Source organism: Parahoeflea alexandrii (assembly GCF_024105735.1).
GTDB lineage: Bacteria > Pseudomonadota > Alphaproteobacteria > Rhizobiales > Rhizobiaceae > Hoeflea > Hoeflea alexandrii.
Map to the genome: position 1 here is coordinate 25,216 of NZ_JAAAML010000003.1, position 14,080 is coordinate 39,295.

Genomic DNA, 14,080 nt, shown 5'->3' on the forward strand with positions numbered 1-14,080 from the left:
AGAAATCTACCTTCGCCTGTTCGCGCAGCTTGCACATGATGTTCAACCATGGAGTAGCGCGCGCTCATGCGGCCTCCTCTGCCTCGTCTGGCGGGTATAGGTCTGCGAGTCTCTGGTGGAGTGATTGGACCGCACCGAAGCCGATCTCGTCACAGACATCCCGAATGTCGTAGTCGCGGCAAAAGGCGATGTCGCTGGCCGACATATAGAACTCTTTCACCAGCACCTCTTCGATCTGCTGGGCATCGTCGGTGTATTCGCGTTCCTCGGCATCTTGCGAGGCGATCAGGAAAGCCTTGTAGCCCTCGCCGATGGTCGGGGCGCTGTGGCGCTGGATTTCCTCTACCGTGCGAAAGACGTCGCGCACCTTCCGGGCCAGTTCGTCTTCGGAGTTGAAAAAGATGTTGCCGTTGGCGTGGGCGGTGTCGTTGCGTTCGTCCACCAGCTTGGCATAGGTGCCGATCTTGGCGTTGTCGCACTGGATCAGCTTGAGGAACCGTAACACCGACCGCTCATTCACCGCGCTGAACACGAAGGGCGAGGTCGCATCCATCAGGTTTTTCTCAACATCCTTGCTGAACCCAACCATTGCTGTCTCGAAGGGGCCAGGGCGGATCAGCCTGATCTGCCAGATGTTGAAATAGACAAAGCTCATCACCAGCATGTGGTAAGCGAGGAAGGCGAACTGGTATTTGCCATGCTCGACATTGGTGTCGAAGGCCTCCCAGAGGAAGCGGACATAATCGCGCTCCTTGGTCGTGCGATAGGACAGCGGCAGATAGGTTTCCAGCTGGGCGGCCTCTTCAATCATGTGGCCCTCTCACCCTTGGCCACGCCCCAGACCCGGGCGATAGCGGCATCGATCTTTTTCTCGAAGCGAGCGATCAGGTCACGATTGCCATTGACAAGGGCTTGCTCGGCTTCGATTTCGGCAACGATGGCACTTTGCATGTCAATGGATGGCAGAGGGACTCGAAACTCTCTCAGGGCTTTAAGGGAAACTGTCTTCTGCGCCACGCCAGTTGCGGCTTCATCTCCCTGTTTCTTCCCCGCCGGTGAGCGTAGGTAATGCAACAGATAGCCGCTCATAACTTGGTTCGAAGGACGCAAGAGTGCGATGTGGCGTTGGAAGCAGAACTCGCGGCTGCCAATCACTGGAACGACGACACCGTATGAACCAGTAACGGAATATAGCAAGTCGCCAGCAATCGGCCGCCGCGTCTCCTTCAGCGCGTTGAAATATTCACGAGGGACGAAGAATGTCTTTTCGAATTTAACGCCATCGGTTTCGTGCAGATTGGAAATCGTCACGAATGGTATGCCCTCGTCTGCTTTAGGCGGAGGCTGGTGGTCGCCGTCTGTGATGGATGTGCAGATGTCGCCCATCGCAGCCACAGGCCAGTCAGGGTCAACAGGGATGTGTGGGCGGTAGTTGTCGATGACGGCTCGGGCACCGTCGATGACACGCTGATAGCCCTCGATCTCGGCCACTATCTCGCGCTGCACCTCAATCGGTGGGAGGGGAATTTCAAAGCCTTCGACGAATGAACGGGGAACCCGTTGCAGTCCCCCGGTTCCCGTCATTTGTGGAATAGCTTTGGCGCGGAAGACTTCGTGCGTCACGCAGCGATAAACCCATTCGGCAAGCACGTTTTCACAGGGCCGCAGTACGTAAAATTCGCTGGACCCGAAGCCGACGCCGTTGCGCAAATTGCGCGCGATGCCCGCCTTCCCATTCTCAAAGCATGGAGTGACCTTCGCCAAAAGAACATCACCGTTAGCGAAATAGGTATAGCTCGCGCCGACCTCAGCCAGCGTCTTGACCTCTTTGGCTTCAAAGCCGATACGCCACTCGTTCAAGTCAGCCATAGGTACAAAAGAAACTTCGGTTTCAGGCAGGAGGTCCGAGAGTTCCTTCTTGGGAGGGTTTAACGTGCACACCTCGGCGATACGGACACGTGGGATTTCGTGCTCTTCTGCCGTCGCAAGTTTATAACGTTCGCCACTCAGGTTGTAGTCGCCACCTTCTGCAAGCTCTTCCCGAGAAACGGCAAACCCAAGTTCACTTTCCAGCTCCTCACCGACGCCAGCCCGTGCCGCCAACAACCACGCCCCGAGCGCGGCTTTTACCTGCGCCAGTTGCGATCCCTTCACCGCCTTGCGCTGTGCGCCAAGGGCGAAGCCGTCATTCTCGATCTTGAAGAAGGCGACGTGCTGACTGGCCTTGGCCACCGCCCGGTCGAGGATCAGGATAGACGTCTTGACGCCCGAATAGGGATTGAACACGCCTGCGGGCAGCGAGATGACGGCAGCAAGGTAGCCATCCACGAGCATCTTGCGCAGCGCCACATAGGCGCTCTGGCTTTGGAAGATGATGCCCTCGGGCACAATGATGGCGGCGCGACCCTGTGGCGTCAGGTGCTCGGCCATGTAGTCGACAAACAACACTTCGCTGCGCTTCGACTGCACCTGAAACCGGGTGTGCGGCTTGATCCCGCCCTTTGGCGACATGAAAGGCGGATTAGCAAGGATGACATCGGCCATCTCCGTCCATTTCTCCTCGCTGGTCAACGTGTCGTATTCCTCGACCTTCGGATCAGCGAAACCGTGCAGATAGAGGTTCACAAGGCTGAGGCGCACCATGTCGGGCGAAATATCGTAGCCCTTGATGTTGCGCGCCAGTTGTTTGCGCTCTTCGGGCGTCAGCAGATCACCGGGATAGCGCAGCGGGCTTTCCAGCGCCTGCTCGGCGGCATCCGTTTCCTGCCCCTTGCCGTTGCCGTTTGCCACATGAGACGAGTTGGCCTTGAGGATATGCTTGTAGGCCGAAATCAGAAAACCCGCCGTGCCACAAGCCGGGTCCATGATGATTTCGGACTTCTTCGGGTCGATGATCTCGACCATGAAATCGATGATGTGGCGCGGCGTGCGGAATTGGCCTGCGTCGCCTTGGCTGCCGAGAACCGACAGCAGGTATTCAAACGCATCACCGAGCTTTTCGCTGTGGTCATAGGTGAAGTGGTTGATCTCGCGTAGGAAGCTTCGCAACGTCTCGGGGTCGCGATAAGGCAGATAGGCGTTGCGAAAGATCGACCGGAACAGCTCTGGCAACTGGTCGTTCTCTACCATCTTGGTCAGTGCTTCGGAGTAGGAGTTGAGCATTTCCTGACCCGACACGCCCGGCGCGACCAGCCTTGCCCAGCGGTAGCGTTCATAGTCTTTGGTGAAGAATTTCCGTTCGCCGCCCAGCTCCTCGGACTCGAGGTCCATGTCGTCCATGAATTTGTAGATCAATGCGACCGTGATCTGTTCGACCTGGCTTTTCGGGTCGGGAACCTTGCCCACGAGGATATCGCGGCAGGTGTCGATACGGCGCTTGGTGTCAGTGTCGAGCATGCGGGTCTTTCATCAAAGGAACGGGTTCAGGGACACATAGTCCTTGATATATTCGGGGATGCGCCTGCGCCATGCGGCTGGCACCTCCTTGAGGTCGCGAGTCGTGAAGGTCGGGTTTACATTGAGGTCTCCGAAATGTCCCGCGTCAACCAAGGCGCGGACCTTGGCGTCACGGATATAGGCTTCGAAGAAATAGCGCATCTGGGCAACGCGGTCGGCTTCCTCGGGCTTTTGGTCAAGCAGAAACTTCTGGAATTCATCGTCGATCAGTTCGGCCTTGCTCTTGAATTTGGGAATGAAGCCGAACGCCTTTTCGATCAATTCGCGGATCGTGATGCGACGATCAACACCAGCCGCGCGGCGCAGGCGTTCCAGGTTGAAATATTCATCGGGCTTGTCGAACAGTTCCTCAATGACATGCCGGGTCGCCGTCTCCCAATTCTGCTGTTCAACCAGTTCGGCAAGCCGCTTGTCGGACCGCGCCATGTCCTCGAATTTCTTGAAAAGCTCCCGGTCGACGCGCATTCCCTCCGGCCCGATCTGCTGCTCGAACTGGTAGACAACCTGATCGGGCTCGAGGAACTCGTAAAAAGCCGCGGCGGTGGTCGTTGTCGTTGTTGTGTCGCCTCCGGAAGTCAGCGGCATTGCGGCGGGCTTGGGAAGCTTGAGCTCTTGATCGTACTGAAATTCCTCTTCGAAAAATTCGCAGTTGGCGAAGAAATCGAACAGGCGGTAGGCCGTTTTCTGAACATCGCCAAGCGCTGTCTTCTGCGCCGGATCGAACATTTCCTCGGAGAAATTGTGCTTGCGGGTGCCACGGCCCTTCATCTGGACAAAATCAGACGGTGAGAAAATCGGCCGCATCAGCGCAAGGTTCAACAGATCGGGGCAATCGTAGCCTGTGGTCATCATGCCAACCGTCACGCACACCCGCGCCTTGCTGGTGCGGTAATTCTCCAATCCGTCACTGTGGCCAGCCAGATTGTTGTTGGCAAAGTTGATTGTCATCTTCTGTGCATGGGTGACGTCGCTGGTCACCTGCATGGCGAAATCGGATTGGTAGCGGCCCGGCCAGAGCTGATCGGCCAATGTGTTCAGGATCTGTGTGATCTTTGCAGCATGATTTTGGCTGACGGCAAAGGCAATGGTCTTGCCGAACTCGCCCGAGATCGGATCCCGCATGCCATGTTCAAGCAACGCCCGGCAGAAGACTTGATTGGTCGCCTCCGCAAAGAAGCGCTTCTCGAAATCGCGGCCAGCGAAGGCTTCCTTCAGCTCGGTTCCGTCCTCGGCGGTCGTTTCGACCGTGAACCCCTCTTCTGACAGCAGTTGGGTGGTGACGCCTGTTCGCGCATCGACGACATAAGGATTGATCAGGAAGCCATCACGCACGCCATCCAGCAGCGAATAGCGATAGGTTGGATCGCCAGACTCGCAGCCGAAGGTCTTGTAGGTATCCAGCATCATCCGCCGTTCGGACTCGCGCGGATCTCTTTCGGAGGTTTTTCCTTTCACGGATTGCTTGAGATAATCCTTGGGCGTTGCGGTGAGCCCCAGCTTGTAGCCGATGAAATATTCAAAGACCGCGCGCGCGTTGCCGCCAATCGACCTGTGGGCTTCATCCGAGATTACCAGATCGAAATCTGTCGGTGAAAACAAACGGCGGTACTTGTCGTTGAAGAGAAGGGACTGGACCGTGGTGACAACAATGTCCGCCTTGCGCCAGTCGTCTCTTTGTTCCTTGTAGATGATCGAGGTGAAATCATTCTTGAGAAGCGCCTTGAATGCCTTGTCCGCCTGGGTTTCTAGCTCCAGCCGGTCGACAAGAAACAGAACTCGCTTGGCATTGCGCGTTTTTAGAAAGAGCTTGACCACAGCGGCTGACGTGAGCGTTTTTCCGGTTCCGGTCGCCATCTCGAAAAGGAAACGGGTGGCGCCTTTTTTCGCTTCCTCTTGGATACGTTCAATTGCGCGCTGCTGGTACTTGCGGAGAAACCGCAGCTTCTGCTTTTCGATGAATGCCGGTCGCTCGGCTTCGTTCTTCCAGGCCGCCTCATTGGCATAACCGGGCATCTGCGTAAGGGCGATAAAGTCCAGCCCTACCGGCTCAGCCGACAATCTGCCTGCATTGGGCTCGAAGGCGTAGTGGTTCTTGATGTCATCGGGACCCGGGAATTTCGAAATGACGCTGGGATTGCCCTGCTCAAGATCCCAAAGAAAATGCATGATGCCATTGCTGAGGATCACGAAACGGGCGTTCTGCGAACGCGCATATTTGCGGGCCTGCTCTTTGGCAGAGAGCGGATGCTTTTCCTCAGATTTTGCTTCCAGAACGATGAGCGGTTTGCCGTCCGCGTCCAGCAACAGGAAATCGATAAAGCCATTTTTGGCTTTCTCGAAATTTGTCCCGAGCGCTTCAATGTCGGTGTTTTTTAGCTTCACGTTCGGTTCAAGAACGATATTCGCCGGACCGCGCTCGCTTTCGAAAAACCGCCAGCCTGCTTCCTCGAGCAACTTGTTGATCTTGATCCGTGCGGTCGCTTCTTTGTGGGCCGACAAAGCTCGTCCTCTGCTCAAACCGGGCGTGAAATCAATACCCTAGAGTTGCATAGAGGATTTGGACCGAGTTGTGTAGGTGGTGTTAAGCGAATGCGGCGATATGGGGTGTGTCGAGAGTGCTTCGGCGGTGATCCCGAACCAACAAATCCTTGGCGTTTCCTGCCTCAAAGCAACTGGTCGGTTGGTGTTGATTGGCCTGCTTTGGGTGGCGACAGGCATCCGGTATTCTGAAGGGTAAAGCCTATGCGTATAGGTCGGCACAGTGAAGCGGTGGTTGAACCATGCAAGGGGTATGCAGCCCAAATTCCTGGTCATCAGGCGCTACGGGAGGGCTGGGCGGCGCATAGGTCACCGGGCAAGGGCGGCGCGTGTCAATCGGCAGGAAATTGAACAGCTGGGCAAGGCGGCTGGTCGCTATGATCTGGTCAAAATGAGGTGGGCAATGGTGGCAGAAGCTCATTCGGACAAGCATTGACATGGCTTTGAGCCTATTAGCCTCCTTCGGTATATGGCTTGTCATGGTGTTTTTGGTCCATAGTCGACCTTTGTGGGGACTGTGCAATGAATGAAGCACAGCGCCCTCTGGGAGATAGACAAAGTACCCTGCCTTGTTGCATTCGTCACATCACTACCTCTAATAGCCATAACTCTTCAGGAGACTTCATGATTGCCAACCAACGCCTTTTTCCCAAAATCATCAATGGAGCATCCCAGTTTGTAATTCCTGTTTTCCAACGTGACTATAGCTGGTCCGAAGAGAACTGCCGGCAGCTTTGGAAGGACATCGTCACGGTCGCTGAAGCCCCCGTGGAACGCGGCCATTTCATCGGATCGGTCGTTTATATCCAGACAGGGGATAGCTCAGCGGGCTTTACCCGGTGGTTGTTAATTGACGGCCAGCAGCGAGTCACGACGCTTACCTTGCTGCTTACCGCGCTGCGCGACCAAATTCGCGAGACTGGGTGGACGGGGAGCGAGGATGGACCGACCGCAAAGCGGATCGAGGCGTATTTTCTGCGTAATTTGCAGGAGGAGGGTGAGCGCGAAATCAAGCTTAAGCTTCGCCGTCATGACGACGCCACCCTTCAGGCGTTGATCGCCGGGGATAGCCATCCGGCAAATCCTTCGCCGCGGATTCGCGACAATTACGAGCTGTTCCGGGACCTTCTACAAGATTCTGACCCCGAGTTGATCTATCGAGGCATCAACCGCCTTCTCCTTGTTGATGTGACTCTCGAGCGCGGTATCGATGATCCCCAATTGATTTTTGAAAGCCTCAATTCGACTGGAGTTGATCTTAGCCCTTCTGATCTGATTCGAAATTTCATCCTTATGAGTTTGCCAGAGAAGGATCAGACCCGCCTTTACAATACTTATTGGGACCAAATAGAGGTCCTATTCCGCGGCAGTGAGCGCGTTTTCGACAACTTTATCCGTGATTTCCTTGCTCTACGCTCCCGATCAACCAAACTTGAACGGTCCGACAGAGTCTATGCGGCCTTCCGCCGTGTATTCAGTAATATCGGGGACAACACCGAAAAACTGGAGGATTTGCTAAAGGAACTCCTTAGGCGCGCGCGCCAATACGCTGCTTTCGCTATCGGCGGCGGAACCGATGAATTGGCAAGGGCTTTTGCTGACCTTCGACGCCTTGGTGACGTACCGGCCATTCTGATAATGCGTCTTCTCGAGGTGCACGAAACTTCGAGAACCTTGAGCGCAGCAGAGCTTTTGGAGGCGACCCGACTTTTGGAAAGCTATCTTTTGCGCCGTGCCGTCATCGGGGCACAGACACGGGGCTATGGGCTCGAATTTGCCAAACTGGCCTATCGGATCGACGAAAACCATCCGCTTCCTTCGCTGAAGGCTGCGTTAACGCGGCTGCCTACGTCATATGCCTTCCCAGAAAATTTGGCTTTCGAACATGCGCTTCTTGAAGGAGATATTTATCATAAGAGAGTCTGCTCCCATCTCCTTGAGGCGCTCGAAAACCGTGGCAGCAGGGAGCAAAGTGACACGAGTGACTATAGCATCGAGCATATTCTGCCCCAAAATGAAAATCTAAATGAGGCATGGCGGACGATGCTCGGTGATGACTGGCGGCAGGTCCAAAAGACCTGGTTGCATCGACTCGGAAACCTAACCCTCACCGGGTACAACAGTACCTACAGTGATAAAGCCCTCCACACGAAGCAGACTATCCCCAAGGGATTCAAAGAGAGTTCAGTCCGCCTCAATCAAGATGTTCGAGATGCGTCCTGCTGGACTTCACATGAGATCCGGGAACGTGGTCAGCGGCTCGCCAAACGAGCTTTGGAAATATGGCCACGTTTAAATGCAGACCCTACCATGATTAGGGCCATGGAGACGGCAGAACTCCAAGCTCGAGCTGCTCGACGGAGCGTCGATGAGGTGCCGATGACTGAAGAGGCGATGGAAATGTTTAAGGTCCTACAGTCCCGGCTTCGAGCTGCCTTTCCTGACGCCATCGAGATGGCCGAAACTCGATCGATCAGCTATCACGACCCAGAGTTCTTTCTCGAGGTGATCCCACGCAAACGCGGCCTCGGCCTCCTCATAGCCATCGATTACAACGAGGTCGGGGAATTAGAGGGGGCCGCACAAGACACATCTGACTACACTTTCATTGTCAATGCCTCATATCAGGGCGGCGTGCTGATCAATGTGCGCGATGAAGCACTGATCGACAGAGCGGTCGTAATTGCAAGTCGGGCGCGGAACCTTCTTTCTTCAGGATAAATAATTGATAATATTATCATATTTATGTTCGTGCGTATTGTCCTCCACTGCAGGAGGTGGTGGGCTGTTGTTGCCTCAACTCCTTAGCCGTGATCACGATAAAGGGGCTATATATCGTGGGCACGGCTAGGGAGTGACAATTGGCCTTTTCGTCGAGGCTTTTATTTTTTTGCCATTTCAATGACGAGCGCGCTCAGCAACCGAGATGAAGCCGCACAACATCGATGCTGAGGTGATCAGCGGCGAAGCTTATTGATCGGCGATGAACTTAATGCGCGCATAAATGGTGAAATAATAGCGACGACCCGTTCGGCCTGCTAATACATGGACGGCGCGCTGGCCACCACTTAGTTGTTCCGTTTGGTCCATAGTTCGGCCATGTCTATACCCGGAAGCGCGTCCTGCATTCGGCGCAGAGCATTGTCTGAGAAACACGGAATTTTCTGCGCACCGAATTCGAAAATGTGGCAGCAGTCAGCATCATCGTCAATGCCGAGATGAGCGCGTAGCACCTTCGCCTTTGGTGCGCTGAGGCCAATCTTCTCAGCAAGTTCCGTCCGCTGCATATGGAACTTCTTCCGCAGGTCGACCTCTCGGACAGCCGCTGAAGCTGTGGGATCATCGCCACCGACGTAGTGGACCGGAGCGCCTTGCTTTTTCGTGAAGTGAACAACCAAGTTGACGCCTTCACCCTCCGTAGTCGTTCCTACCATAGCGAGGCGCGGGAAAACTGCGGTGAACTCGGTGCCGCCCCGCATTGCTCTCTCAATACGGTCTATGTCGCGCTCTGATATCTCAACCTCATCGGTTACAATCGCTTCCATCGCAAGCATTGTACGAATCCTCGCGCGTGCCTCGTCGCGAGCGCGACGTCCTGGCTGGAGTAACTCATTGATGTAGGTGAACTCCTCGTTCACGAGGAACTCGAAGTCGCCCGGCGGCTTGGTTGAGATCGGCAGTACGCGTGGCGGGATGTATTCATGCAGCGTAACGCCCAGCTTGCGGTTTAAGTAGGCGTCAAAAGCGGTGATGAGAGCCCGCATCTGCATGTAGAGCAGATCCTCGGAAACGTAGACAAACCAATGTTGGGCGGCGTCGCGCTGGGCGTCGATCGCACGCATGATGCCAGCCTCCTCAGCGGTTAGCTGATGATGCGCGAAACACAAGCCGAGGCAGCGCTCGAAGCCGATCGCCCTACCGGTCCCCTTGTCGAAGACCTTTGCTCTGCCCTGCACGAGCACAGCCTTAAGCAGCATCTCACAGGCGTGCTGGGAATGCATCAAAACCATCGTGACGCGACCGGCGTCGTCGTAGCTGTTGAAGGCCGCCATGGCCGTCCGAAGGGACTCGATGGCTTTTGTCTTAAGCGTTCGAGCATCGCGTATCAGTTTCATCTCGCCCCCCAATTGTTCAATTCAGGGTTATGTTAACCCAATACACTTGCCTCTGGTAGCATGAGACAGAGCCGGGTAGTGTCTACTCGATCAATGACCGCCTTGCGCCTTCAGTTGGGACACCCAGTCAAGCCTTGTTTTCACCCAAACGTCGAAGTTTCATTAGATACCCGCTTTAAGGAGTTCGGGCGTGAAGATTCAGCAATGGGTTAGGATCGGAGTACGGCTTCGATCTTCTTCCATTCAGGAATCTTGTCGAACTGGTATTTTCGTAGTCCCGGCAGTTTAGTGAAAATGTCGAAAGCGTGTAGCACCCTCAAGATCATCAGGGGCGCGTTGTACGATGCCATTACGATGCCTTGAAGGGCTTGCTTCCGCTCCGCTATCATAGCGTCCAGAACTGCTCTCTCTTGAAGAGGGTCCACAATCCAAGCATCGTTGTCAGGAACGAAGGTCACCCTCACAGATTCTGCTGCGGGATGAACGATCTCACAGAGATCTGCGTAAAACGCTTTTACGCCTACGATCTTCATCCGCTCGACCATGTTAATGTATTGGAAGGCCTGCATCGCCTTATGGCTGTCTGGGGCCGTCTCGGTCTTGCCGACCTTCCTAGCGTGCGTAAAATGAATGAACGAGTTCTCAAGGTCCTCGGAGAGGATCATTGTCTCTCCTGCCTTGCCTGAAATCTCCGCCTTGACGGCATCTTTTATTCCAGCAAGTGTAAGCGCGACGGGATTTAGGCTGTGACCGATGTCGCCTGCAGATTCGATAAGGCTTCTGCAGGCTGAGGCGCAACCATAGAGGCTCCCCGCGTCATGCTCGCGGATTGCAACCTGGATCCATCTCGTCGTTCGGAATATGGATGCAACAGATGACATATGGGCCCGGCATAGCATCTCGGTCCAGTACACCCGCCCGGTGTATTCCCGGCCTGTATGCTCATCACGAGACTTCCGTTCGAACTCCGAGATGTCTTCGAACGTATATCGCTCTTTGATCAGATCATGCGCGATGTCGTTGACAATGCGACCGTATATTTCCGTGCTTTTGCCGAATAATGCGGACATTTTTTTAGTGTCCAGCTCAAGTGGGGAGTCCGAAGACGAGCTAGCGGCCATGTTGCTATCTATACCTTTCACAAGTTTCGAGCGGCTGATCAGACTACCCTAGCAGATCGCTTTGTGAAGGTGGTCAGACGGCTGATCTAGAACCAGGTGCTTTCGCCCATTTCGGTCATTTATGTCCGACGCAGCGAACTTCCACTCCGCCCGAAGCGGAGTTCGTTTCATGTGACCGATTATGGAGGCAGGCTTTGATGCGGTACCGCTGATCGCGCTGACCTTGGCGTGTTGTTTGCCTCAAGACGAGTAGAAGGGTCAACGGTGTTTGGCGATCGGCGGCGGTGACTATTCGGTGTCAGGTATTTTCGACCAGCCAGAAGTGGTTCGATCTGCTCGCCCGCATCATGCGAGGGAATTTGAGTATTCACTTAAAGGCGATATGAGCCACAACGCGCTGTACGGCTGCGCATGACAGGTGGTGCGGTAGTATTATGCCGCACACGACTTGAGACAGAAAATTTGCGAAAATTCCATGTATACCTGACGTCTTGAGCAGAAAATGGAACAAAACTGAACCCATTTTCGCGATCTTTCGCAATCTACCAAAATGTTTCAAATTTCTAGCACCTTCCTCAAAAGACACCGGAGACAAGCGACCCAAAATGGTGCAGCGCTCAGGGCACTGGTGTCGCGCTTGAAAATTCAGATCGAGTCACGGCGCAGAGTCACAACCATCAAACGCCGAGAAATAGCCATGGAACTACCATCCGATCCAACTGACAACGCCGAACCGTCTGCCCCTGCTGGCATGAGCGGTATCCCTGACCACTTGGTTTCCGGCCTTGCAGGTGGCGGCATGTTCACAGTCAAGCCGTCCGACCGCACCATCCAACTTAAGATTCTGGCTGACCGTCGCCGCCTCGCTGAACAGTCCCAATGGACCGCCGATCAAATCGCGGCGGTGACCGGGCCGAACGGCGATCCAACGGCACTTGGCGCTGCGAAGGCAGGTCGCTTGCAAGCACTCGAAGCTCAACGGATAAAACTCGAAGCTGAGAACTACCGCCTGACCTGTCTTGACCTGCAAACACGGGCCGGTGACCAGGAACGCGAACGGCGCAGCGAAGCGAAGAACAAAGCCAATGTCGTCATGCACGGTCTCGTGGATAATGCTCTTGCCACCATCGCAGCCATCTCGATCAACCCGATGGCGTCGGCATCACAGTTGGCGGCAAACCGCCTGATCTTGAGCATCGCCGTTGGCGAAGAATTTGCCGCAACCATATCGCACATGGTCGATTTCTCGCATTGCGAAACGACGGCGCAACGCATGTCTTATGTGACTGACCTTTATTCGCGTGGCCTGATCTCAGCTGATGAGCATTCTGTGTTGTTCAAGGGCCTTGCGGCAGAGTCGGGCGTGATCAAAGCAGAATTGGCTGACAGATTGGCTCAGTTGGAGCTATCCGAAAGCGAAATGAATGCCGCCGACAGAGCCCGCACGATCGAGCATCGTGTCTGAGATACTGCCCCGGCATCCCCTGCCGGGTGCCAACTACTCAACGGAGAACGCTCATGTCGAATGCCACCATGCTCAAGCGTATATCGGCGTTGGAATCTCGTAAAGCTGAACGGGCGAAGAAGGCCGCTGGGTCGGGTGTCGTTGATTATGAAATCTGGCAGCTAAACGATGAGGAAATTCACCCAACGGCCAGGTGTGTTTTACCGCCAGAAGGGACAGCCCACGCCCATCACGTTGTCATGCAGTCCATACCTTCGAACCGCTATATTGATCCGGGCAAGTCCATACTCCCATTCTGGTGTCGTTCCAGCGTGATCGATGATCAAGCCATGATTGACGACCCTGCTTGTCCGGTGGTGGGCAGCTTTCAATTCTGTGCCAGAGGCCCGAATCTGGTCCCGCTGAGAGGCCCGCTCACAACGCTTGAAATCAACAACGGTGGTCGACAGGTTGGCAGCCATGAGGATATGACACCAGCGGCCAGATTGGCTGCTCTTGAGCCGGGACATGACGATGTATCCGATGTTGAGGCGGCTACGCCGTTGGTTGAAAGTGATGAGGTTCGGGCTGATCAGTTTACGCGGCAAAAGCGGATGATGGACGAGTTGATCCGGCTTCAATCTCACGGGTGCGAAGTGATAATCGACCTTGCAGTTTTGGGCGGTCGGTCCCTGTCAGACCCTGATGGTTTTGCCGATGCGGTCACTGTTTCCGGTAGCTCCCGTGCTCCTGCCGTGACGCTGGTGTCTGACCAGGTTGACGACACCACGGGCGACAATGCCAAGGGTGAGGCAGCGCAGGCAGCTGACGGGGCGGCTAAAGGCTGGGAGGGCGATGGAGACCAGTGGTCGAGCGACGACTTGGCGCGTGCCCTTGGTTTCGAGCAAGACGATAGGTCACATTCGACATCGGACGATGAAATGACCGCTGGCGTCGAAGAGCATCTGGCCAGCCTCAGGGCCAAGCCCACCGACCAGACAGGCACTGTATCCACCAGACCTACCCCCTATGGCACAGCCAACCGCTTCGATGACAGATGAAAAATGGCCTGAACTGACCAAGGCGGAAGCTCCGGAGCTGCATTGATGGGGTAATCTTAAGGCTTGATGGAAATCTCGACAAATAGAGCATATTCGTGAGCGGTGTTAGCCCGGTGTTAGCCTAGCGTTTTCGTGGTGGCTTATGAAGAATCTAATTATTTGAAATTATTGGCGCACCCGACAGGATTCGAACCTGTGACCTCTGCCTTCGGAGGGCAGCACTCTATCCAGCTGAGCTACGGGTGCATCCGTGGCGCCTGGCGGGCCGGTTCAGCCCCGAGGGGCCCGAACATTGCGTCGCGAGGCAGCTGATATCCGGTCTTCTAGCCGATCACGCTCGGCGCA

8 protein-coding genes and 1 tRNA gene are annotated in these 14,080 nt (G+C 55.1%); 3 read left to right on the top strand and 6 right to left on the bottom strand.

What is annotated here, in order from left to right:
* Positions 1 to 64 precede the first annotated feature (64 nt).
* The 3 genes from GTW23_RS15005 to GTW23_RS15015 are packed head-to-tail and all read right to left on the bottom strand — an operon-like array spanning position 65 to position 5,955.
* Complete coding sequence (locus GTW23_RS15005) at positions 65 to 811, bottom strand: hypothetical protein (RefSeq protein WP_252916351.1); 747 nt, start codon at positions 809 to 811, stop codon at positions 65 to 67.
* Positions 808 to 3,396: an N-6 DNA methylase gene (locus tag GTW23_RS15010; protein ID WP_252916352.1), complete on the bottom strand. Its 2,589-nt coding sequence runs from the start codon at positions 3,394 to 3,396 to the stop codon at positions 808 to 810. Before GTW23_RS15010 ends, GTW23_RS15005 begins: the two co-directional genes overlap by 4 nt.
* Before the next feature lie 12 nt (positions 3,397 to 3,408).
* A complete protein-coding gene (locus GTW23_RS15015) occupies positions 3,409 to 5,955 on the bottom strand; it encodes a DEAD/DEAH box helicase family protein (protein WP_252916353.1) in 2,547 nt (848 codons plus the stop codon).
* A gap of 663 nt (positions 5,956 to 6,618) precedes the next feature.
* Here GTW23_RS15015 and GTW23_RS15020 point away from each other — a divergent pair.
* Positions 6,619 to 8,715: a DUF262 domain-containing protein gene (locus GTW23_RS15020; RefSeq protein WP_252916354.1), complete on the top strand. Its 2,097-nt coding sequence runs from the start codon at positions 6,619 to 6,621 to the stop codon at positions 8,713 to 8,715.
* A gap of 347 nt (positions 8,716 to 9,062) precedes the next feature.
* Here GTW23_RS15020 and GTW23_RS15025 read toward each other — a convergent pair whose 3' ends face one another.
* Entirely contained in the window at positions 9,063 to 10,109 is a 1,047-nt protein-coding gene (locus GTW23_RS15025) for a hypothetical protein (protein ID WP_252916355.1), read from the bottom strand.
* 209 nt (positions 10,110 to 10,318) lie between these two features.
* Complete coding sequence (locus GTW23_RS15030; protein WP_252916356.1) at positions 10,319 to 11,179, bottom strand: hypothetical protein; 861 nt, start codon at positions 11,177 to 11,179, stop codon at positions 10,319 to 10,321.
* A gap of 688 nt (positions 11,180 to 11,867) precedes the next feature.
* On the opposite strand from GTW23_RS15030, the gene GTW23_RS15035 reads away from it, so the two are divergent.
* Positions 11,868 to 12,695 carry a hypothetical protein gene (locus GTW23_RS15035; RefSeq protein WP_252916357.1) on the top strand — a complete coding sequence of 276 codons (828 nt, stop codon included), beginning with the start codon at positions 11,868 to 11,870 and terminating at the stop codon, positions 12,693 to 12,695.
* Between the two features lie 53 nt (positions 12,696 to 12,748).
* The gene (locus GTW23_RS15040) at positions 12,749 to 13,735 is read left to right on the top strand and encodes a hypothetical protein (protein ID WP_252916358.1); all 987 of its coding nucleotides are present in this window, start codon (positions 12,749 to 12,751) and stop codon (positions 13,733 to 13,735) included.
* A 169-nt stretch (positions 13,736 to 13,904) separates the two neighbouring features.
* On the opposite strand, the gene GTW23_RS15045 is transcribed toward GTW23_RS15040, so the two are convergent.
* Positions 13,905 to 13,981: transfer RNA gene (locus GTW23_RS15045), tRNA-Arg, on the bottom strand.
* Positions 13,982 to 14,080 lie beyond the last annotated feature (99 nt).